At 46.0% G+C, this 21,213-nt stretch carries 22 protein-coding genes; 12 read left to right on the top strand and 10 right to left on the bottom strand.

Annotated elements, in window-relative coordinates; translation table 11 throughout:
- Window positions 1-25 precede the first annotated feature (25 nt).
- From QUA50_RS20925 to QUA50_RS20915, 3 genes are all read left to right on the top strand, one after another.
- The gene (locus QUA50_RS20925; protein WP_333265693.1) at window positions 26-1,261 is read left to right on the top strand and encodes an adenylate/guanylate cyclase domain-containing protein; all 1,236 of its coding nucleotides are present in this window, start codon (window positions 26-28) and stop codon (window positions 1,259-1,261) included.
- Window positions 1,262-1,292: 31 nt separating this feature from the next.
- On the top strand, window positions 1,293-1,901 hold the full coding sequence (locus QUA50_RS20920) for a DUF6272 family protein (RefSeq protein WP_333265691.1): 609 nt from the start codon (window positions 1,293-1,295) through the stop codon (window positions 1,899-1,901).
- A gap of 66 nt (window positions 1,902-1,967) precedes the next feature.
- Complete coding sequence (locus QUA50_RS20915; protein ID WP_333265689.1) at window positions 1,968-2,321, top strand: slr1659 superfamily regulator; 354 nt, start codon at window positions 1,968-1,970, stop codon at window positions 2,319-2,321.
- A 237-nt stretch (window positions 2,322-2,558) separates the two neighbouring features.
- Here QUA50_RS20915 and QUA50_RS20910 read toward each other — a convergent pair whose 3' ends face one another.
- From QUA50_RS20910 to QUA50_RS20895, 4 genes are all read right to left on the bottom strand, one after another.
- The gene (locus tag QUA50_RS20910) at window positions 2,559-4,040 is read right to left on the bottom strand and encodes an ATP-binding protein (protein ID WP_333265688.1); all 1,482 of its coding nucleotides are present in this window, start codon (window positions 4,038-4,040) and stop codon (window positions 2,559-2,561) included.
- A gap of 129 nt (window positions 4,041-4,169) precedes the next feature.
- Window positions 4,170-4,373: a hypothetical protein gene (locus QUA50_RS20905; RefSeq protein WP_333298795.1), complete on the bottom strand. Its 204-nt coding sequence runs from the start codon at window positions 4,371-4,373 to the stop codon at window positions 4,170-4,172.
- Window positions 4,374-4,411: 38 nt separating this feature from the next.
- Window positions 4,412-4,984, bottom strand: coding sequence for an alpha/beta fold hydrolase (locus tag QUA50_RS20900; protein ID WP_333265712.1), 573 nt, complete (start codon window positions 4,982-4,984; stop codon window positions 4,412-4,414).
- Between the two features lie 12 nt (window positions 4,985-4,996).
- On the bottom strand, window positions 4,997-5,128 hold the full coding sequence (locus tag QUA50_RS20895; protein WP_333298794.1) for a hypothetical protein: 132 nt from the start codon (window positions 5,126-5,128) through the stop codon (window positions 4,997-4,999).
- 158 nt (window positions 5,129-5,286) lie between these two features.
- Here QUA50_RS20895 and QUA50_RS20890 point away from each other — a divergent pair, with 158 nt between their 5' ends.
- Both QUA50_RS20890 and QUA50_RS20885 read left to right on the top strand, forming a co-directional pair.
- Window positions 5,287-5,487, top strand: coding sequence for a hypothetical protein (locus tag QUA50_RS20890; protein WP_006634481.1), 201 nt, complete (start codon window positions 5,287-5,289; stop codon window positions 5,485-5,487).
- Between the two features lie 115 nt (window positions 5,488-5,602).
- Window positions 5,603-7,534, top strand: a complete 1,932-nt coding sequence (locus QUA50_RS20885) for a BamA/OMP85 family outer membrane protein (RefSeq protein WP_445243175.1) — start codon at window positions 5,603-5,605, stop codon at window positions 7,532-7,534.
- A gap of 614 nt (window positions 7,535-8,148) precedes the next feature.
- Here QUA50_RS20885 and QUA50_RS20880 read toward each other — a convergent pair.
- On the bottom strand, window positions 8,149-9,450 hold the full coding sequence (locus QUA50_RS20880) for a HEAT repeat domain-containing protein (protein WP_333265684.1): 1,302 nt from the start codon (window positions 9,448-9,450) through the stop codon (window positions 8,149-8,151).
- A gap of 45 nt (window positions 9,451-9,495) precedes the next feature.
- Complete coding sequence (locus tag QUA50_RS20875; RefSeq protein ID WP_333265682.1) at window positions 9,496-10,095, bottom strand: CPBP family glutamic-type intramembrane protease; 600 nt, start codon at window positions 10,093-10,095, stop codon at window positions 9,496-9,498.
- A 56-nt stretch (window positions 10,096-10,151) separates the two neighbouring features.
- On the opposite strand from QUA50_RS20875, the gene QUA50_RS20870 reads away from it, so the two are divergent.
- Window positions 10,152-10,466 (top strand): acylphosphatase, encoded by a 315-nt coding sequence (locus tag QUA50_RS20870; protein ID WP_333265680.1) that lies wholly within the window; start codon window positions 10,152-10,154, stop codon window positions 10,464-10,466.
- Between the two features lie 388 nt (window positions 10,467-10,854).
- On the opposite strand, the gene QUA50_RS20865 is transcribed toward QUA50_RS20870, so the two are convergent.
- The gene (locus QUA50_RS20865) at window positions 10,855-11,502 is read right to left on the bottom strand and encodes a phosphoribosylanthranilate isomerase (RefSeq protein WP_333265678.1); all 648 of its coding nucleotides are present in this window, start codon (window positions 11,500-11,502) and stop codon (window positions 10,855-10,857) included.
- Between the two features lie 133 nt (window positions 11,503-11,635).
- Here QUA50_RS20865 and psaK point away from each other — a divergent pair, with 133 nt between their 5' ends.
- The 4 genes from psaK (at window position 11,636) to QUA50_RS20845 (ending at window position 16,053) form a co-directional block, all read left to right on the top strand.
- A complete protein-coding gene (psaK, locus tag QUA50_RS20860) occupies window positions 11,636-11,920 on the top strand; it encodes a photosystem I reaction center subunit PsaK (protein WP_333265676.1) in 285 nt (94 codons plus the stop codon).
- Window positions 11,921-12,001: 81 nt separating this feature from the next.
- Entirely contained in the window at window positions 12,002-13,198 is a 1,197-nt protein-coding gene (locus tag QUA50_RS20855; RefSeq protein ID WP_333265674.1) for a site-2 protease family protein, read from the top strand.
- An 81-nt stretch (window positions 13,199-13,279) separates the two neighbouring features.
- Entirely contained in the window at window positions 13,280-15,229 is a 1,950-nt protein-coding gene (locus QUA50_RS20850; RefSeq protein WP_333265672.1) for an adenylate/guanylate cyclase domain-containing protein, read from the top strand.
- Window positions 15,230-15,267: 38 nt separating this feature from the next.
- A complete protein-coding gene (locus tag QUA50_RS20845) occupies window positions 15,268-16,053 on the top strand; it encodes a DUF928 domain-containing protein (RefSeq protein ID WP_333265670.1) in 786 nt (261 codons plus the stop codon).
- Window positions 16,054-16,323: 270 nt separating this feature from the next.
- On the opposite strand, the gene QUA50_RS20840 is transcribed toward QUA50_RS20845, so the two are convergent.
- Window positions 16,324-17,076, bottom strand: coding sequence for a biotin/lipoate A/B protein ligase family protein (locus QUA50_RS20840; protein WP_333265668.1), 753 nt, complete (start codon window positions 17,074-17,076; stop codon window positions 16,324-16,326).
- Between the two features lie 144 nt (window positions 17,077-17,220).
- Here QUA50_RS20840 and QUA50_RS20835 point away from each other — a divergent pair, with 144 nt between their 5' ends.
- Window positions 17,221-17,547, top strand: a complete 327-nt coding sequence (locus tag QUA50_RS20835) for a thioredoxin domain-containing protein (RefSeq protein ID WP_333265666.1) — start codon at window positions 17,221-17,223, stop codon at window positions 17,545-17,547.
- A 194-nt stretch (window positions 17,548-17,741) separates the two neighbouring features.
- Entirely contained in the window at window positions 17,742-18,953 is a 1,212-nt protein-coding gene (locus tag QUA50_RS20830) for an LL-diaminopimelate aminotransferase (RefSeq protein ID WP_333265664.1), read from the top strand.
- 562 nt (window positions 18,954-19,515) lie between these two features.
- On the opposite strand, the gene QUA50_RS20825 is transcribed toward QUA50_RS20830, so the two are convergent.
- On the bottom strand, window positions 19,516-19,914 hold the full coding sequence (locus tag QUA50_RS20825; protein WP_333265662.1) for a hypothetical protein: 399 nt from the start codon (window positions 19,912-19,914) through the stop codon (window positions 19,516-19,518).
- A 127-nt stretch (window positions 19,915-20,041) separates the two neighbouring features.
- Window positions 20,042-20,848 (bottom strand): 5'/3'-nucleotidase SurE, encoded by an 807-nt coding sequence (gene surE / locus QUA50_RS20820; RefSeq protein WP_333265660.1) that lies wholly within the window; start codon window positions 20,846-20,848, stop codon window positions 20,042-20,044.
- Window positions 20,849-21,213 lie beyond the last annotated feature (365 nt).

Here is a 21,213-nt window from a genome sequence, read left to right as displayed (position 1 = left end):
GCTTCCAGATTCGGAAGTATAAATTATGAAACCACAAATAAAATTAGCACTTTCTCAATCTCCAGAAGAACTCCATACGCAGCTACAGGAGCTGAGCGAAAAACTTGAGGAAGTAGAGGATGAAAAAAATAGCTATGAAACCTTAGTAGAAATTATCACGCAACACTCCACGGATCTGGAAAACCAGATCCATCATAAAAACCGAGAGATGCAGACTTACATCGAGCAGGTAAAAAAGGTTATAGATGCAGCTATTGCTGTAAAAAATAATAGCTTTCAACCCCAGATATTGTCAGATGTGGCAGCGCGCAGTGATGCACTGGGAGAACTGGCACAGGTATTTTCCCATATGGTGCAAACTGTGAAAGCGCGGGAACAAGAATTAGAGAAACTTTTGCAGGCTTACGGACGTTTCGTTCCCGATGAATTTCTCCAATTTCTCGGCAAGCAGAGCATTGTTGATTTCCAGCTTGGAGATCACGTGAGCAAAGAGATGGCAATTATGTTTTCCGATATGCGTTCGTTTACCACGATGGCGGAGCAAATGACTCCTCAAGAAAACTTTGATTTCATCAATAACTATTTACAGCAAGTTAGTCCGGAAATTCGCAAGCACAATGGTTTTATTGTCAAGTATATTGGAGATGGAGTCATGGCAGTTTTTCCTGATGGGGTGGATGATGCTATTCAGGCAGGAATTGTGAAGTTGGAGCAGTTGCAGAAATACAATCAAAGCCGTAAAATAAATGGGGATATACCGCTGAATATTGGCATTGGTATCCATGTGGGTGATACGATGGTTGGGATTATTGGAGACGCGAATCGGATGCAAGCAGATGCGCTCTCAGATCATGTCAACCTCACCGCTCGTCTGGAAGGTTTGACTAAGTATTATGGCGTATCTTTATTAATTTCTGGAGATGTGGTACAACGTTTGAGTCAACCAGAAAAGTATCATATCCGTTTTTTGGATCGGGCTATTGTCAAAGGTAGACAAGAAGCAATTACAGTTTGTGAGGTGTTAGATGTTGAAGTAGAACCAGTGCGATCGCTCAAAATTCAAACCTTGCCTATATTTGAGGAGGGACTCCAAGAATATTGTCAGGGAAATTTTGCTAAGGCCATAGTTTGTTTTGAACAGATAGTAGCGCTAAATCCAGATGACAAGCCCAGTCAACTTTACCTAAAACGCATCCAATCGCTGTTAGAAAATAGTCTTCCGGCTAACTGGAATGGCGTGTGGAAATTCACCAAGAAGTGACCTTAATACCTCAATTAGAGCGAAAAAAATCATGACATCTGGCAGCTTAAAAACAATGACCCAAATCTTTGGAGAATTCATTGAAGAATTTCCTCCTGAACACGACTCCCTAGAACTGACATTTACTCCCAGTTCTCGCCCGATCAAACAGCGCTGGCGCAACAACAGGCTTTCAGCTCATTTTGTAGCCGATTATTTGTCTAGCTTTCTACCTGTGGATGAGGAGGATGCTAGCAGCGAGAAACGGATAAAAGAAAGCAAGGGAGCTGTGAGCTACGTAGCCAACGAACTGTTAGAAAATGCGATTAAATTTAATAACGATGATACTCATTACAAGGTCAAATTTGGCATACACTTTATTGGTGAAACAGAGGTGACGGCGGTAATTTTTGCCAGTAATAGTGTCACTTCAGAAGGGGCGAATAAGTTGAAGGAGTTTATTGAAGAAATTATGGCTTCCGATCCCAATGAACTTTATTTGCAGCAGCTTGAAAAGAATGCGGAATCTGAAAGTGATACATCGGGATTGGGATTGCTGACGATGATTAATGACTATTCAGCTAAGATAGGTTGGAAATTCGAGCCCAGGCCAGATAGTGATACCATCATTGTTACGACTGTGGTTCAAATTAGGGTCTAGTTTCTAGCATTTCAATATTTATTCTCTTGTGCGATCGCACTATTTTAGTCAGGAAACCAAATCACAATGGGCATTCAAGAAATTCAAGGTGAAGATTACAGCATTCAGTACGATCCAGAATCAGTCACAGTCACTTTCCAAGGCGAACTCAGCCTGAGTGGCCCTCCAGAATATGCCCCAATAGCTGAATTGTTAGATTTGGTCGCCAATGGCGAACCGCCTACTATTACCTTGAACCTAAAACAATTGGAATTTGTTAACAGTTCTGGTATCAGTATGCTGTCTAAATTTGTTATTAGCGTTCGGAAAAAGAAAACGATTCAACTTTTGGTATTGGGTTCAAATGATATTCCTTGGCAACAGAAATCTCTCAGAAATTTGGAAAAGCTGTTGCCAACTTTGAAGCTAGAATTAGCGTAGGATATGTGTAAATTTTAACTACAGTTAACACAGGCGGGACGCCCGTGCCACAGTTAACACAGGCGGGAGGCCCGTGCCACCGTTAACACAGGCGGGAGGCCCGTGCCACCGTTAACACAGGCGGGAGGCCCGTGCCACAGTTAACACAGGCGGGACGCCCGTGCCACAGTTAACACAGGCGGGACGCCCGTGCCACACATAGTTAAAATAGATAAATTTCGAGGATTAGTAAATTGCTTAAGTTTGCTGGATCGGCAGTTCAATGATAAACTCGGTTCCTTTGCCGGGTTCCGACTCGCAGCGGAGCGATCCTCGGTGATTTTCTACTAAGATTTTGTAGACAATAGACAATCCTAAACCGGTACCTTTACCGATTTCCTTGGTGGTGAAAAACTGCTCGAACATTCGTTCTTTTATCTGTGGTGTCATTCCAGTTCCCGTGTCAGCAATCCGCACTCTCACCCGATCGGGGCCAGCTAATTCTGTGCTGATAAAAATTTTTAGCGCAGCATTGGGCTGGTTTTGTGCTACCTCGTCCAAAGCATCGATCGCGTTGGTAATTAGATTCATAAATACTTGATTTAGCTGTCCTGAATAACACTCTACAGGAGGCAATTTTCCATAATTTTTAACTACTTGAATGTCGCGGCGGTCTATTTGAGAATTGAGACGGTTTCGCAGAATTAACACGGTGCTGTCAATGCTGTCGTGCAAGTCGCACATGGTCATGTTACTGTTATCGGTTCGCGAAAAGTTGCCCATAGATTTGACAATTTCGCGAATGCGATTGGAACCCATTTGCATGGAAGAGATAACTTTAGGCAAGTCTTCAACTAGAAAACCCAGATCTATCTCTTCGATTTTAGCTGTGATTTCGGGACAGGGATTGGGACAGTATTTTTGATAGAGACACAGCAGGTGCAACAAATCTTGAGTATAAATTGCGGCATGGCTCAAGTTGCCGTAAATAAAACTAACTGGGTTATTAATTTCGTGAACGATACTAGCCATTAGCGCCCCCAGCGAAGACATTTTTTCGCTGTGGAGGAGTTGAGCTTGAGTTTGTTTTAGTTCGCAAAGTGCGCGATCGAGCTGGGCTGCTTGAGCTTCCGCTTTCGAGGTAGCAGCACAACTTTCTTGATAAAGTTCTACCTGTTTAAGATCGATTTCAAATTGTTCGATTTCGCTTTCTTGCTGGTATTGACTCACCACGGCATCGAAAGCTTCTAGCAAGTCGCCGCCCGCTGCTTCGACAATGTACAGCAGGTGGGGATTTTCCAGCCTGAGTTCGGCATCGGGAACTTGCACCAAGGCTTTTATTCGATCGATATATGCGCGTACTTGTTTGTCTAAATACAGTGGTGGCTCAAAATACATGGCCTTGACGGTGGCTGAAGGGGGACTCAATAAGTTGAGGCTGCTGCTAGTATTAATTAAGTCGCGGTGGGATTTTTCCATAAGCTCGATCGCCTCTAACAAATTCCCCCGCAGTTTGGCTCTTTCTACGCCATTCTGAGAGCAAACTAACCTCATGCAAAAAAAAGCCGTTCGTTGGGAAAGCATTCGCTGGCGGCCGCTGATGTTAATTACCGCAGCACTAATTTTTCTGGCTGTCGTAATTTCTTCCAGATTAAAGTAGTTGCTCAATGCTGCCACTGGTAATACCCCCGACTCAACTAAATGTCTGTAGCTCGTGCTGACACAATATTTAAGAGCCATAAAAATAATTGTACAATACACTAATCAATATATTCTGTATTTCACAATAAAGTAGTATACTAAAACACAATTATTTTCCATTTGTGGCCGATCGCAATTTTTATGATTCGGCTTCTTGCACAGTTTTTCTTAATTATTCAAAAATTCACAAGTCAACTTCGCCATAATTGGAGCTTGAGTTTGCGGCCACCCGTGAGTGGCATTGGGAATAATTGCTAACTCTGCCCCCGGTATCTTGTTAGGATCGCGAATTAAATAACTTATAATTTTAATTGTTATTGTGGGATGGGCGTCCCGCCCGTCCTTTTTGGATGGGCGGGACGCCCATCCCACTTTTAAGAGTGGAAGTTATTTAATTCTCATTCCTTAGCCTAGGTTTCACAGTGCCATAGAGGAATTGTTTCGTCACTATCTGCTGCGATAACTAAGGTAGGAATTTGCAAGTTGTAAATTGATTTTTCTGCTGTATCAAGTGCGTCTTCCTGCCGCATCAGACTCATTAACAATGACCTTGCTACTGGTTGAGACATTAACTCCCTGCGCCACCCAAAAATTTGCTGCAATTTCTCACTTTTTCCCGCTAAACTCGCAAAAGGTTTTGCCAACTGCAATGCCCAATCAACAACTGGAGTTTCCCACAATAGCGGCCGCAAAGCATCGTATTGACCGCAAAAACTGTCGTCCCGAATTCCGGCTGGTGCTGCTAACACTAAACTGCTCACAGAATTAGGATATTTGAGGGAATATGCAGATGCTACCCAACCGCCAAAAGAATGTCCGATGATGCAGCAAGGTTCGATATTTAGTTGTTCTACAACTTGCCGGACAAAAGCAACTTCTACAGCTACGTCGTAGCGGATTTCTGGTTTGCTGGATTCTCCAAAACCTAGCATATCTAAACTGATGCACCGAAACTGAGATTGCAGTAACTCAATTAATGGCAGCCAGCAAGTCTTTTATCCTAAGAAACCGTGCAGCATCAATAAGGGTTTGCCGCACCCGATGTCGAGGTAGGCTGCTGTTTGGCTAGTGCTATTGACAAATGTACTTAATGTGTGCTTTTGTCCTACAAGTGCTTGAGACTGCACGGGGAGCGACTCCTGATAGGTAAGAAATTTTTGTAAAAAATTGTAACAAAAAAGCAGTCCAAAGGTTAAACTTCATTACGGAGTACGCACTTAGAAATAGACCGTGATATTCTCTATGATTATTAGAAAATACTACAAACCCAAAGCAGGAGAACACTTTGAACTCTACTTTAAAACAGTACCCGGCTTGCTCTCTTCGGGAAGATGTCAGTGAGTACGTAGCACACCTACAGCTTCACATGACGTTACAAGCTCGCAACTTGCTCCCTACCATTACCACCGCTAAGGACAGTCGCGAACAACTGTTGCAGCAGACTCAGGCTCATTTTGAGAAACGAGTTTCTCGACAAGCTATTTAAACAAATTTTCGGTTTCCCCAATTTACGATCGCCCGCGGTCGATCGAACTTTCCGACATTTCAGCATCCCAGAAACCCGGTAGCCTCAACAATACCGGGTTTCTTTTCGGCTAATTATGCAAGGGGCCAGGTTTTGGGTAATATGCGTTGGGTGTGCTTTAAATTTAATGTCTATGCGAATTGCGATTATTGCATTTTTGACTTTGGTGGCGCTGGCTGGGGGCGAATTGGCAGCCGGGGCGATCGATCCGAGTGCCGCACCGACTGAGGCCGAGTTTAGAGAGGAAACCGCAGAAATTGACGGGCATGATGCCTGTCCCACAAGGGCACAGAGGGAGGAGGATGAGGTGAGTCTCACATCTGGCACCATTCTCCAGAACGGGCAAGATGCCCGGTCCACAAGAGATGAATTGTTTTGTGGAACAGGCATCTTGCCTGTTCATCAAAAGCTGATTGAAAATGGTGCAGCATCTGTCAAGAACGGTGCAGCATCTGTCCAGAACGGGCAAGATGCCCGTTCCACAAGAGATGAATTGTTTTGTGGCACAGGAATGTTGGCTGAAGTACGCGGGGCGCAGCTATCCCCTAGGGAATCTCTGTCTCTCAAGTCCAGCCACAATAAAGATTTTACATCTCTGTTAAAAACTCCGGCGACGATCGCAACCAACGCCGAAATCGCCGAAGCCGTAAACACCAACGCCCGACAGCTAGACGGTACTCTACAAATGGGTCAAGCGGGCAATGCTGACGGCGTTTACGTTGCTGAGGTGAAAATTCGCTTTGTCAATTCCAGAGGCGAAGCTGTTGATAGAAAAGGGAATCCAATTGAGGGCAGAATTTCCGAAGATTTTATCCGAGGCGAGATCAAACTCAAGGCGGGGGATAACTACAGCCGGGAAGTTGTACGATCGGATTTGCAGCAGTTGCAGCAATTGGGATTGTTTGAGAAAGTTACGGTTTCGATCGAAGAAGTTGGCACGGATGTTAATGTAATCTACAACGTTCAAGAGCGATCGGCTCGCTCTTTTAGCGTGAGTGCCACTCTCAGTGATGATGTTGGCGTTGCTGTGCCTCTTTCCTATACCGATCGAACTTTCGGAACAACCCCGCAGCGGCTGGCGGTGGAACTTGTGCCCAGCCTCCGAGGTATCCAGTACGATGTCGAGTTTGTCAGCCCTTACGTTGCCGCCGAAGACCGTTTGGGATACAGTGTGAGAGCTTTTGGCGATCGCAGAATCTCGGAAATTTTCAACAAAGATATTGATTTGCCCAACGGGAACCGAGTTCGGGAAATTCGGGTGGGGGGAAATCTGAGGTTTACCAGACCTTTGGGCGATTGGCAATCGACTTTGGGACTCAATTATACAAACATCAGTACGCGCGATCGCAACTTAAATATTGCCCGTCGCGACGAACTCGGCAATCCTCTCACATTCAGCGGCAGCGGCGTTGATGAGTTATACACTGTTTCTTTTGGTGCGATGCTCGATCGGCGGGACAATCCCTTCAACCCCACCAGCGGCTCGATTCTGAGCCTCAGCACCGAGCAGTCGATACCTCTGGGACGAGGTAACATTGTGAGTAACAGGCTGTTAGCAAATTATATACATTATGTACCAGTAACTTTGCTCGGCATCAGCGAGTCCGAAGCCTTGCCCGAAATGCTGGCTTTTAACTTGCAAGCGGGCACGGTAATCGGGGATTTGCCACCAACGGAAGCTTTTCGCCTCGGCGGTCGCAATTCTGTGCGGGGTTACGATAGCGGGGATATTGGCAGTGGCAGGAGTTATTTTTTAGCTTCGGGTGAATATCGGTTTCCTGTCGGGAGGGATGTTGGCGGCGTGATATTTGCTGATTTTGCGTCGGATTTGGGAACGGGAGATAGTGTACTGGGAAAACCGGCCGTAGTCAGGGACAAACCGGGGACTGGGGCGGGTGTTGGGCTGGGTGTGAGGGTGCGATCGTCCTTTGGATTAATTCGCTTAGATGTGGCTGTTAGCGACTCCGGCGACATCAAATTTATACTCGGTACAAAGCAGCGATTTTAAATTAGTCATCAGTCGCGAGTTAACTGTAGGGGCGGATTTTACCAACAATATTTGATAACCGCAAACAATCTTGTAAACCCGCCCCCACACAACCGATAACCCAGATTAACCTGATATTCGAGCGAATTCAAAAAATGTAGATTCGGATTTGCCGCCCAAGTGGGGGCGGGTTTATTATATTGTTGGTTTCTGGCATAGATAATTGGTAAAACCCGCCCCTACAGGATGCGTGAAGATACAAGAAGCGATTTCAATCGCCAGTTGCTAAAAAAGGTTTCAGCCTACGGTTTTAAACAGCGGGGTGTCTGCTATGTCTGCTAAAAATTGGGCGAGTTGTCGATCGAATAATTTAGTGTAATTTCGTTCTTCAACCCAACCTCCAAAGTGTTCACTATATGTTTGTAATAGTAATGGCAAATGAGAGCAATAAAGCACCGGGTAAGGACACAACAATGTTGTATCCCTACTGTGTTGTAGGCAATTAAGAATTGCTATCTTTATCTTAGTAAGGAATGAGAATTAAATAACTTGCATTTTTTGTAGTCACGCTTGATTGTTGGGTTTCGTTCCTCAACCCAACCTACGGAAGTTATTTAATCCACGATCCTAAATGCTTAACGCTTTGGTTTCTTTACATCAACAGTTTTCGGTTTAGCCGCCGGAGTGCGCGGATAAAACTTAAACTTATTGAGCGCAGCACTTGCCGATTTAGCCACACCGCTATCTATATCTCGCAAAGCTTTTTGCAACAGCGGAATCACTTTTTCAGACTTAATCATTGCTAGTGCTTCCACTGCAGCTTCGCGCACCTCCGGGTGAATATCTTGAGCTAATTTTCCCAAGGTTTCTATTGCTCGCTGACCTTCCGATCTCAGAGCATTAGCAGCAGCCATTTTACCTAAAGCAGACGCTGCAAACTTGCGGGTTTCTTTGTCCTGACTTTGAACAGATCCCATCAACTGCGGTAGGGAATAGTTTGGTGCTTGTCTGGCAATTGGAAGCTGTTGTTCGACTTCGGGTTGATTTAAATCAATGGGTTGTGGTTCTGAAAAATCTGTGTAATTTAACTCTTCTTCAACTTCTGTTTGATCTAACCCAGTTGACAGTTCCTGCCAAACTTCTTCTTGTGATAAACCTTCGGCAAATTCTGTTGAATTTAACTGACTAAACTGCTGCTCCGGGACTTCTTGTTGTTGTACGTTACTCTCGTACTGCTCTTGCAAAGACCTGATAGTAGCTTGCATCTGAGCTTCGTGCTCTCTCAACTGCTCGTGAGCCGCTTGCAACTGACTCTCGTATTGCTCTTGCAAAGACTCCATATTTAACTGCAGCTCAACCTCGCGGTTCTCATATTCCTCGGCAGTTTGCCTCAAGCGAATTTCGTGTTCATTTTGCAAGTTTTGCAAATGTTGCTCCATCTGAGCTTGATAATTTAGATGCAATTCGTCAGCAACTCTAAGTAAATGATGTTCGTGTTCGGCTTGCAAAGATTGGATATTTTGCTGCATCCTAGCATTGTTAGCAGCTTCTAATTCCTCGGTGATTTGTCGGCGCAGCTCGGGCTCGTGTGCGCTGACAACTTGTTGGAGCTGAGTGTCGCGTTCGGCCAAAACTTGTTGGAGCTGATTTTCATATTGAGCCGCAACTTGTTTGAGCTGGTTTTCGTATTGGGTGGTAACTTGTCTGAGTAAATTTTCGTGTTCGATAGTAGCTTTTCTAAGCTGATTTTCCCGTTCTCCTTGCTGAGATTCGACAGCTTGTTGCACCCGAGACATCTGAGCTATTTCTATTTCCTCAGTAATTCTGCGAGTTTGCTGCAAGTATTCTTGCTTTTGCTTCTTTAAGCGCTTTTCCACTAACCAATAAGCAACTGCTACCCCTGCCAAAAAACCTACGATCGCCCCTATGATACCCACAACTGAGATCCTCCCGACAAAATAGTGATGCTGGACTTTTTACATTTAACCATACAGCCTCCTGTAACCGCCCAGTAGCAACAGCCAGGCTGTCACTGCGAGCCAGTGAAGCGCCACCGCAGGCCAGATAGAACCGCTTTGCAGGTATGCGAGGGAGCACGCAACTCCCAAAATTCCCGCCAGCAGCAAAAACACTGGATTCATAAAGGTCGATCGACCAACCGGGTAAAAAGTCAGCGCGTTCAGCGGGTGGTAAACTACAAAAAGCGCCAAACTCGCGCCTCCCCAAAACCACAGCATTAAGCCAGAAGCCTTCTCAAACGAGTGCGGCAGCATTAACACCCGGAACAATAATTCCTCCGTGATGCCCGGACTTAACAAACAGCCAATCAGCACTCCCAAAATTGTACGCCGAGAGGTTTGCACGTCTACTTTTAGAAATCCCGACCAAAAACCGATGGAAAGAGCGATAGAAGTGTAAACCAGCGCGAGCATAGCTACAACCAGCCAATCAGTGACATCGGGAATAGTTGAAAAAGCCAGGGTGACGCGGCGTATCAGGAATCCCGGCAGCGCGTGAAGCGGAGCTATCCCGTTCCCCGCAGGGGTTCCCGAAGGGTAGGGAATCGCACTAAAATTTAACATAATCAAACTGATCCTTAAAATTGTCAAACAGATGTTAGCAGTAAGTTGAGCTGTTTATGGAAAACCAATCGTTGCCGCCCGTCAGAGTCCGCGTTTTTGTTTCGGGATTAGTTCAAGGAGTAGGATACCGATATTCAACGAGGAATCAAGCAAAGTATTTCGGCCTGGGCGGCTGGGTAAGAAATCTCCCCGACGGGCGCGTCGAGGCTGTCTTTGAAGGCTCCAAAAAAGCTGTTGAACAAATGATTAGTTGGTGCCGAGGCGGCCCCAGCGGTGCTAAGGTGAGCGAGTTGGTTTTGGAATACGAAGAACCGGAGGGCGATTCCCTTGACGATAGCTCCGCCGCGCGTACTTTTGAGATCCGGCGATAAAAGAATAAGGAATGAGAATTAAATAACTTCCACTCTTGAAAGTGGGATGGGCCTGAAAGCCCGTCATGAGTGGACGGGCTTTCAGGCCCATCCCACAATAACAATTAAAATTGTAAGTTATTTAATTCGCGATCCTAAACGGCATAAACTGCGGTTGAAATTGCTACTGTAGAAACGAGTTCTGCCTTGTATAAGGCAGGCTTCGCTCGCGCAGACTAAAGAATGAATCGCATAAAAAGCGCGAATTTGGTATGGGCAATTTACAGCGTATTCCAGGTTTATGAACTACACCCCAGAAACCGGGTTTCTTTACAGTTCTCGTATCATTACTGATACTGTTTAAGAAACCCGGTTTCTCGCGTTCTACATTTACATGAAATATGCTGTATCAATGATTAGCAAGTTGACTTAAATTAGCAAACAACTGAGCAACTTTGGTCAAATCTTTATCTCCCGGCGCTATTTCTACCCCGCTAGAAAGGTCAACACCGCTGAAGTTATTGCCGATCGCGCTATCAATTGCATTTAAAATATTATCGGGTGTTAAACCGCCCGCCAGCAGCCAAGGACACGGCGGTCTAAACTCTGATAACATCATCCAGTCGATCGTTTTACCAGTACCGCCCAATTGCCCTGGATGGTAAGCATCCAGCAGTAAAGTATCGACACGAACAGCATAAACAGCAGCGGTGGCTAAAGTTTCAGGAGTCTTAACTCTCAGGGCTTTGATAATTTCAATTCCCGGTAAAAACTCCCGCAGCCGATCGCAATATTCCGCTGTTTCATCTCCGTGCAACTGCACCCCGCTTAAATTTGACTCTGCCGCTACTTGACAGATATTTTCTATTGTGGTGTTGGCAAAAACGCCGATGCGATCGACATTTTCCGGCAACTGCTCGACAATCAGGCGAATTGTTTCTGGGGTGACATAGCGGGGGGAAGCCGGCACGCAGATAAACCCCAAAGCCTGGGCTCCCAAGCGGGCGATCGCAATTCCTTGGTCTAATTTAGTGATTCCGCAAATTTTAACCCGCACTCCGACTCCTCCCTTCCGAATTTGTATCAAAATATAAACGAATTGTTAACTATTAAAACAAATCTTAGTTTAATGCAAAACGCTTTTTATAATCTTGGAACTCAATATATCTGTGAAATCAGGAGATAAGAACATGATTAACTCATCTTTGTTGTTAGCCGTACAATCTACCGCACCCTCAACACCGGAGTGGTCGCCACTGGTAGGACTGACAATGATTTTATGCAATTTGCTGGCGATCGCGATCGGCTACTACGGCATCTCCAAGCAAAACCGAGGCAAGGGCCCAGCTTTACCCGTTGCACTCCCTGGAATGTTCAAAGGCTTCGGCGTACCAGAATTGCTGGCAACAGCCAGCTTCGGCCACTTGCTCGGAGCCGGAGTAATCTTGGGCTTGGGTAACGCCGGAGTTCTGTAAAAATCAGGGGAAAGGCAAAGGCAAGGGGTGAGAAAAGATATAATAGAAACTCTTTCTTGCTCTCCTTTCCCAGGAAAATTCATGCAGACAGGTTGGCGAATCGGCTCTTTATTTGGCATCCCCCTAGTTATAGATTATTCGTGGTTTATAATTTTAGCCTTAGCAACCCGCGAATACGCCAGCAGTTACCGCCTGTGGGGGCCTGCGCTCTCCTGGAGTGCGGGGTTAGCAATAGCTCTGCTACTGTTTGCTTCCGTGCTCTTGCACGAACTCGGACACAGCTTGGCGGCGATATCGCAAGGCATTAAAGTTAATTCTATTACCTTATTCTTATTTGGCGGAGTAGCTTCGATCGACTCGGAATCCAAAACTCCCGGTCAAGCTTTTCAAGTAGCCATTGCCGGCCCTCTAGTCAGCTTTGCGCTGTTTTTAATCCTCGGTTTGGGTTCTCAAGTTCTTCCCCCGCAAAGTTTGCTAGCAATTGTCACCGAAAGGGTAGCACTAATCAATCTCGTTTTGGGATTATTTAACTTAATTCCCGGTCTGCCTTTGGATGGAGGACAAGTTTTAAAAGCAGCAATTTGGAAAATCACCGGATCTCGATTTGCCGGCGTTCGCTGGGCGGCAAAAACAGGACAAGTTTTAGGTTGGATGGGTGTTGCTTTGGGTCTGAGTTTATGCTTTTTAGCGCGCGAGTACGGCGGCTTGTGGATTGCACTGATTGGCTGGTTTGGCATTCGCAATGCCACTGCTTACAGCCAAGTTACTTCGCTCCAAGAAGCCTTGATTAAAATTAAAGCCAGCGATGCGATGAGTCGCGATTTTCGAGTTGTAGATGCAGATTTGACTCTGCGAGAATTTGCCGATCGCTATTTGTTAGAAGTCAATCCGTTTCCATTTTACATTGCTGCGACCAACGGCCGCGATTTGGGCTTAGTGTCGATCGACGATATCCGCTTCACAGAACGCAGCCAATGGCAAGTTCAGACTTTGCACAACATTTTGAAACCCCTGGGAAAAACCCCCACAGTCTCCGAAAAAGCATCCCTCGCAGAAGTAATTAACAGCATGGAAGCCCGTCAACTCCCCCGAATCATCGTCCTCTCGCCGATTGGTTCAGTAGCGGGGACGATCGATCGGGGCGACGTGGTTAAAGTTTTGGCAAAATACCTCAAACCCCAGATTTCAATGGCCGACATCAAGCGCAGCAAAGAAGAAAACAGCTATCCTCAAGGATTGCAGTTAAGTGCGATCGCCAAAACCGCACAAGAAAACTAAAAATTGGGCATCGGTAAGGGGCATCAGCGATAAATTAAGATGTAGCAAACTTTGTCAATAAGGGTTAAAACAAAAAATTTTATGCCCAAATTCTTTAAGAGAATTTATCAGAAATTGGCAGATGGACGTGGAAAAAACTTAACTTATTTCTTCCCCTTTCCTGACTTGCAGCCTCTTGCTATTATCTGGATTGTCGTGACGGGAACTCTATTGGGCGTGAGGCATTTAGGCGGGTTGCAGCCACTAGAATTAAATGCTTACGACCTCATGGTGCAGTTGCGGCCAGATCGGGGTCCCGACCGCAGGTTGCTGATAGTTGAAGTCACGGATCGGGACATTAGTGCTTTAAACAGATGGCCAATTTCCGATCGCGTTTTAGCCAAAGCGATCGCCGAAATAGCGCGTTTGGAACCCACAGCTATTGGCCTCGATATAATTCGCGATATTCCCTACGAACCGGGGAGTGCAGAATTAGCAACTCAACTGAAAAACCCCAAAGTATTTCCCATTACCTTCATCGGCTCCTTAAAGTACGATCGAGTGCAGCCACCTCCCAACATACCAGACAAGCGGGTAGGATTTAACGATATGTATCTCGATCCAGATGGTATAGTGCGTCGCAATGTGATGTCTATTGGCGACGGTAAAAACACGTTTTATTCATTTTCCTCCCGGCTGGCTTTTGCATATTTTGATAGCAAAAAAATAGAATCTAAAGCTACAGAAAACAATGAATTTTTAGTAGATAAAACAGTATTTTCAAAGTTGCGATCGAACTCAGGAGGTTATCAGAACATTCCTGCACAAGGATATCAAATATTGCTCAATTACCGCTCTCCTAAAAAAATAGCAGAAACCGTCACATTAACTCAAGTTTTGGAGGGTCAAGTAGACCCAAAATTGGTCAAAGATAAAATAGTCTTAATCGGGGTGACAGCCCCAACTGTAAAAGATATTTTTTCTACCCCCTACAGCGCTACAAAAAACGGTAATATCCCGACGCCTGGGGTATTAATTCACGCAACGGCCACCAGCCAAATTCTCAGTGCAGTTTTAGACGGCCAAGGGCTATTTTGGTATTGGGACGAATGGCAAGAAATTCTTTGGATTGTGGTTTGGAGTGCAGCGGGCGGCTGTTTAGCTTGGCGGCTAGAAAAATCGCTGAATTTGATGGGAAGTGCGATCGCAGCTTGCGGCTCATTATTCGGACTCACCTTTTTCCTCTTCATGCAACAGGGGTGGATACCTCTAATTTCCCCTACCCTGGCACTTTTAATCACCGCAGGAGTCGCAGTCACCTATAAATACGAGCAGTCGAGACAACAGCAAGGAATTGTGATGAAATTATTAGGACAACAAACTTCACCCGCGATCGCAAATGCCTTGTGGAAAGAGCGCGTCCATCTGCTCGAATCAGGGTTATTGCCAGGTCAAAAAGTTACTGCTACGATCGTCCTCACCGACGTGCAGGGTTTTAGTACAATCTCCGAAAAACTCGCGCCAGAAGTGGTAATGAGTTGGTTAAATGAGTATTTATCAGCAATGGCCCAAGAAGTCCAAGCACATCAAGGCGTGATTAATAAATTTACCGGAGATGGAATGCTGGCAGTATTTGGCGTACCCATTCCCCGCACCACTGCAGAAGAAATTGCAGAAGATGCTCGTCTTGCCGTATCTTGCGCTTTAGCCATCAGTTCCCGCTTGCCAGAAATGAATCAAAATTGGCTCACACGCGGTTTACCGGCCGTAAAAATGCGAGTAGGCATCTTTACAGGGCCTGTTATGGTGGGTAGTCTGGGAGGCACAACCCGTTTAGAATATGGAGTGATCGGCGACAGCGTAAATATTGCCTCTCGCCTAGAAAGCTGCGAAAAGGAGCGGCACGAGGACACTTGCCGGATATTGATTGCAGAAGAAACATTTCTGCATTTGGCAGACAAATTTGAGGTAGAATCTTGGGGAGCTTTACCGTTAAGAGGCAGGGAACAAAAAGTTAATGTCTACCGGATTTTGGGAAGGAAAAAGAAATAAAAAGAGAGAATCTCTCCCTACAAATTGATGGAGTTCATGTGAAAACAATTACTAAGTTTCTGATCGATCTGATATCAGTTGGCTCAATAGTATTGATAGCCACACTTAACATTTCTCAATTGGCAGTTGTGGGACAGCCCAGCATAAACACACCTGACCGGCCACCAAACCCTATACCGGGAGGGCCGCGCTTCATTCAGCCTACTGAAGATATAGATGAGCGGCCCCCCACTCAACCGGGACGCCCTGTGCGCGGTGGCTGCGCCAGCATTAGTCAGCTAGGTCTCACAGCCTTAGTGCCTAAAAATAAGATGGGACGGACTGTTTCCGACTATCCAACGTTCTTTTTCTACTTGCCTCAAACAGAGGCCGAATCAGCCGAATTTATCCTACAAGATCAAAGCGGCAAGGAGATTTATAAACAGGAGCTCACAATTAGCAATTTATCAGGGGTAATCGGCGTTAGTATCCCCGCTAACCAAAATGTACCGCCCTTGGAAGTAGGCAAAAGTTACCGTTGGAATTTTACAGTGATTTGCGACTCTCTAGACCGATCGGCAGATCAGATAGAAATCGGTACGGTACGGCGAGTTGAACTCAGTGAAGATATCCGCAGTCAATTAGATCAGGCCGATCCGCGCCAGAAAACCGTTATTTATGCTGAAAATGGGATTTGGCAAGATGCCCTCAGCACCCTAGCTGCCATTCGCCGCGATCGACCTAATGATACAACGTTCAAGGCTGATTGGGAAAGCTTGCTGGATTCTGTGAAATTGGGCGAAGTTGCCAAAGAGCCGATCGTTCAAATTCCGCCACAGCCCTAAGCGGTACAGCATTTAAATTTAACTTTTTTGGCGTCGGATCAACAACTGCCGGGAAAACTTTTAATAAAAATAACTGTACAAGTTTTTAACTTGTATCAGTAACAGCCAAGATGGCTATTCTACAACAAATAATTTTTCTTGTGGAACGGCCATCTTGGCTGTTCCCAAAAGGCGGTATACCCCACAATAATTATCCCAAAAATCTCTTGTGGAACGGCCATCTTGGCTGTTCCGAAAAGGTAGCAGTAAACCCCGCCCCAAATATGGAGGTTAAATGTGAAACAGTTGATTACTTGTTAATTCCCAAATATCCTGCCATTCCCGATCCGAAAGTGGCTGCACCTCCAAATCAATTTCAAAACAGCGACAAGCCGCCGCACTCAAAACATCAATGACAGTGGCAATCAAATCATCTCCCCCTTGAGAGAGAGGTAATTGCACAGGAATTAAATCCTCCCCAAACACTTGAGAAAACAAACAAACATCCGGCTGCAAACGCATAGAACCGTGCTGCAAAATAGCATCACCCCTGCGTAATTGAGCGCTACCAATTAACTTGCAGCCATCAGCAGTAACTAAATCCGCACCCGTCGCAGTACCAAAACAATTCGGATTGTGAATATAACCCCTTCCAGCTTCCCCATAGTGCAAATCCAAACCCATCGCCCTCCAACCCTCAATCAAAAACTCGCAAATAATCTGATAAGCTTTCATACGGCTGCTTCCAAATCCCGACGCCACAACTGCATAAGTTAAATCCCCTTGATGCAGCACGGCGCGCCCGCCGCTGGGCCTCCTCACCAAATCCACAGGCATTCCCCCCCAAGACAACTGCTGCCAAAACTCCGGCCACCGGCGCTGGTGGTAGCCCAAGGAAATCGCCGCCGGTTGCCAAGTGTAAAATCGCAGAGTTGGCGGATTTTTGCCCGCTAGATGCTGTTCCAGCAGCCATTGGTCGATCGCCATCTGCACGCTACCAGACGCCGACAACAGCGGAATTAAACGCCATACAGAATTAGCCATCAGTCGCGAGTCCTTAGTTTCTACTCAATAATTCGCAGAATGTTTTAAAATTAGTAACAGTTTTTTGGGCCTGTCTTCTAAGTTGGTGCAAGTTTCACCCCCGCCGGTGCTTTAGAAATAAATAGAAAAAATAATCGCAGAACCATGAGCAACAGTGTAATTGTCATTAACGACGAAAAATTTGAAGCAGAAGTCCTGAAAGCAGAGCAACCAGTGCTTGCCTATTTTTGGGCGAGTTGGTGCGGGCCTTGCAAACTGATCGCGCCTTCGGTAGACTGGGTGGCGGCCAACTACAGCGATCGGCTGAAAGTGGTTAAAATGGAAATTGACCCCAATCCTAATACTGTCAAGCAGTATAAAGTAGAAGGAGTCCCAGCTCTCAGGCTGTTTAAAAATGCCGAAGTAGTGCTTTCCCACGAGGGAGCCATTACTAAACAAACTTTAATCGGTTTGCTGGACGCTCACTTATAAAGTTTGGAAATAATTCGGGAGTTTCCAACTCCCTACTTACAACTATAGCAATCGCAAATAGTTTTTCAATATCTCTCTTGTATCCTCAATATTCCTCTCTGGCTCTGCGCCCTCTGCGCTCTCTGCGGTTAGTAAAAAAAATAATTTAGCTAATATAAAAATAATCCTTAAAATCTCCCAAAAATATAGAAAATATGCAATTTGCTAAACGTTTAGAACCACTGCAATTTAATGTATTTGCCGATATGGATCGGGCAAAAGCTCAAGCTAGAGCAGCGGGACAAAATGTGATTGACTTGTCTCTGGGTTCTTCGGATTTGCCGGCCGCTGCTCACATTACAGAGGCGATCGCACATTCTCTGTCCGACACCAGCACCCACGGCTATTTGCTATTTAACGGCACAAGAGATTTTCGGGAAGCAGCAGCTATTTGGTACGAGAAAAAATTTGGAATAGCAGTCAATCCAGAAACAGAAGTGCTGCCGTTAATTGGTTCCCAAGAAGGCACAGCGCATATGCCTTTAGCTGTACTCAACCCCGGAGATTTTGCTTTGTTGCTCGATCCGGGCTATCCTTCCCACGCGGGCGGTGTGCATTTGGCCGGCGGTCAAATTTATCCGATGCCGATATTAGCAGAAAATGCGTTTTTGCCGATATTTGAAGATATTCCGACAGCAGTGTTGGCTGAGTCGAAGATGATGGTTTTGAGCTATCCTCACAATCCTACAACTGCGATCGCCCCGGTTGCTTTTTTTGAGAAAGCCGTGGCTTTTTGTCGCGAACACCGGCTGGTTTTAGTGCACGATTTCCCTTATGTAGATTTGGTGTTTGACGCTCGCAATTCTGCAATTGAGGCGACTGGGATCGAGGAAAACCGCAAATTGATGGCACCGTCAATCTTTCAGGCGGATCGAGACAAGAGTGTGGCGATCGAGTTTTTTACACTATCCAAATCGTACAGTATGGGAGGTTTTCGAGTCGGATACGCGATCGGCAATGCCGAACTAATTGCAGCCCTGCGACAGGTAAAAGCCGCAGTAGACTTCAACCAATACCTAGGGATTTTGAACGGAGCGATCTCCGCATTAACAGGCCCTCAAGATACCGTCAAAAGCAGCGTAGAAACCTTCAGAAAACGGCGGGATGCTTTTGTAAACGCGCTACAGGGCATCGGCTGGCAAGTACCCGTACCCCCCGCCACCATGTACGTCTGGGCGAAACTGCCGGAACCTTGGGCCCAAGATTCCGTGAAATTTTGCACTCAGCTAGTACAGACTACAGGAGTCGCAGCTTCCCCCGGTGCCGGTTTCGGGAAATCAGGAGAAGGCTACGTGCGATTTGCCTTAGTCGAGTCGCCAGCAATTTTAGAAGCAGCAGTTAGAAAAATTGCTGAGTTTCTCAATTGAGTACACGCCTGGGGCGAGCGCCGTAGGCGTGTCAACTTAAGCTTTTAGTCCGCCAGTCCTCCCGCTCACCCGGCACTTTTCCCCAGGGAATGATATTCCACAGGGCTTATAGCTAAAGCCCTATCAAAGAGGACTCAAAAACTCATTAGGATCGCGAATTAAATAACTTACCATTTTAATTGTTCTTGTGGGATGGGCGTCCCGCCCGTCATGAGTGGACGGGCGGGACGCCCATCCCACAAATATGTGTAAATTATTTAATTCGCGATCCTCAGTCGTCTGAAGACGACTTTAGCTTTGAGGCAGGGGTTTCAACCCCTGTCGGACTGTCGGACTATCGGTTGCACGTTAAGTTGACACCTACGGGCACAGCGCTTTCCCTACAGGGGTTTTAACCCCTGCCGGACTGGGGTTTTGACGTTTTTGGGCACAGGATGAAGGACACGGCGTCTAAGTGCTTACCCGTAGCTCAAGATGGATGCAATTGCTAAAATAGTGTGATTTCTACCTAAAGGAATAGATATTTGCACGCAGTATCTGCCACAATCTTTTTTAAGAAATGTTAACGTGAGACATCTTGGGAATTACCAGTTCCGCTCACCCACTCTAAAAATCCTTGAAATGAATGCTGTCGGGGTAGCGATTGTTCCGTAGCAGCGATCGCACACCCGAAAAAGACCACACTGCCCAAAATTGCAATCAGCGGCAAAGGCTTACCCAGCCCAAAGTCCCGCTGAAGCCGAGCTAACGGCCTGCTCTCGCGCCTGAGCATCTTTCCTACCGTCAGTTGTTTGAGACTAAAAGGATCGCGCACAAAATGACCGCTCCAGCTAATTACCATATGAGAATGGCAGTGGGGGCAAGTGAATAGTCCACTGACCATCCCGACGGGGCCTACGACGCTGGAACGGTTGCAGATCGGGCAAGTGACAGAATGAGTGTTATAGGTGGGAGCGTTCATAACTGTTTTTCTTGAGTAAAAAAAACTAACAAGTAATTGGGAGCCTGTGTTAACGCTTAAGGTATAGACCTTGAGAGGCACTTTTCCTTAATTCCTAGTTTACCGCTCCAATCGGGTCGATCGGAGCTCACTGCTTGGGAAAACCTGCAAATTGCCAATCCCGCAACGAGTGCAAGTCTGGAGCACAGGTGAGATTATATTGCAAAGGAGTTACGGTTATTCTGTTGTCGCGAATAGCTTGTACGTCTGTAGGAATATCATGCGGCACCGCCGAATCGGCGATTTCTTCTACATCTTCTAACAATTCCCCAGCCAGCCAATAATAAGTTTTGCCGCGCGGATCTGTGCGCTTTTGAAATATGTCGAAATAGCGGCGAATGCCTTGACGGGCGATCGCAACTCCGGTAATTTCTGCTTGTGTGACTGGCGGTATGTTGACATTCAACAGCATCGGTTTCGCCATTGGGTGTTTTTCCAACTGTGACAGCAAGCTGACAGCGAAATCCACCGCCGGCCCAAATTCCTGCGAAGTAAAGCTCGCGAGGCTGAAAGCAATGCTGGGAATGCCTTCCATAATTCCTTCCATTGCGGCCGAAACCGTACCCGAACAGATGATATCCGTGCCTAAATTGGGCCCGTGGTTGATACCGGAAAGGACAAAATCCGGCGGTTTGTCAAGTAAAGCCCACAAAGCAAGTTTCACGCAGTCGGCCGGAGTACCCGAACAGGCCCAAGCTTGGACTGCGGGATCAAAAATAGATTCGACAATTTCGGCGCGGATGGGTTGGTGCAGGGTAAGGCCGTGGCCGGTAGCGGAACGCTCTCTGTCGGGACAAACTACACTCACGTCGTGGCCAGCGGTGGCGAGAGCGTTGGCGAGGCTGCGGATGCCTTGTGCAAAGATGCCGTCGTCGTTGCTAATTAAAAGTTTCATTGAAATTTTTATAGGCCTTATAACAATACTAAACTAGATTCAAGTAGGGCGATCGCTCTAACCTAGAATTACATATTACAAATTATCCGTAACTGCCGAAAATCTAAAATCTAAAATCAAGAATCAACAAGTTGTCGAGCCAAAATTGCGCTAAACTCAACTTGGCCCAAAACAGCCATCAATCTAAAATCTAAAATCAAGAATCAACAAGTTGTCGAGCCAAAATTGCGCTAAACTCAACTTGGCTCAAAACAGCCGTCAATCTAAAATCTAAAATCTAAAACCTAAAATCAACAAGTTGTCGAGCCAAAATTGCGCTAAACTCAACTTGGCCCAAAACAGCCATCAATCTAAAATCTAAAATC

The organism is Microcoleus sp. M2_D5, from assembly GCF_036701935.1.
GTDB lineage: Bacteria > Cyanobacteriota > Cyanobacteriia > Cyanobacteriales > Microcoleaceae > Microcoleus.
This window is presented reverse-complemented; position numbering and strand designations above follow the sequence as displayed.

Bases quoted from the DNA above. Each gene is read 5' to 3' on its own strand.
- QUA50_RS20925 (WP_333265693.1), top strand. From the start codon at position 26: ATGAAACCACAAATAAAATTAGCACTTTCTCAATCTCCAGAAGAACTC.
- QUA50_RS20920 (WP_333265691.1), top strand. From the start codon at position 1,293: ATGACATCTGGCAGCTTAAAAACAATGACCCAAATCTTTGGAGAATTC.
- QUA50_RS20915 (WP_333265689.1), top strand. From the start codon at position 1,968: ATGGGCATTCAAGAAATTCAAGGTGAAGATTACAGCATTCAGTACGAT.
- QUA50_RS20910 (WP_333265688.1), bottom strand. From the start codon at position 4,040: ATGGCTCTTAAATATTGTGTCAGCACGAGCTACAGACATTTAGTTGAG.
- QUA50_RS20885 (WP_445243175.1), top strand. From the start codon at position 5,603: ATGCAAGGGGCCAGGTTTTGGGTAATATGCGTTGGGTGTGCTTTAAAT.
- QUA50_RS20875 (WP_333265682.1), bottom strand. From the start codon at position 10,095: ATGTTAAATTTTAGTGCGATTCCCTACCCTTCGGGAACCCCTGCGGGG.
- QUA50_RS20870 (WP_333265680.1), top strand. From the start codon at position 10,152: ATGGAAAACCAATCGTTGCCGCCCGTCAGAGTCCGCGTTTTTGTTTCG.
- psaK (WP_333265676.1), top strand. From the start codon at position 11,636: ATGATTAACTCATCTTTGTTGTTAGCCGTACAATCTACCGCACCCTCA.
- QUA50_RS20855 (WP_333265674.1), top strand. From the start codon at position 12,002: ATGCAGACAGGTTGGCGAATCGGCTCTTTATTTGGCATCCCCCTAGTT.
- QUA50_RS20850 (WP_333265672.1), top strand. From the start codon at position 13,280: ATGCCCAAATTCTTTAAGAGAATTTATCAGAAATTGGCAGATGGACGT.
- QUA50_RS20840 (WP_333265668.1), bottom strand. From the start codon at position 17,076: ATGGCTAATTCTGTATGGCGTTTAATTCCGCTGTTGTCGGCGTCTGGT.
- QUA50_RS20835 (WP_333265666.1), top strand. From the start codon at position 17,221: ATGAGCAACAGTGTAATTGTCATTAACGACGAAAAATTTGAAGCAGAA.
- QUA50_RS20830 (WP_333265664.1), top strand. From the start codon at position 17,742: ATGCAATTTGCTAAACGTTTAGAACCACTGCAATTTAATGTATTTGCC.
- QUA50_RS20825 (WP_333265662.1), bottom strand. From the start codon at position 19,914: ATGAACGCTCCCACCTATAACACTCATTCTGTCACTTGCCCGATCTGC.
- surE (WP_333265660.1), bottom strand. From the start codon at position 20,848: ATGAAACTTTTAATTAGCAACGACGACGGCATCTTTGCACAAGGCATC.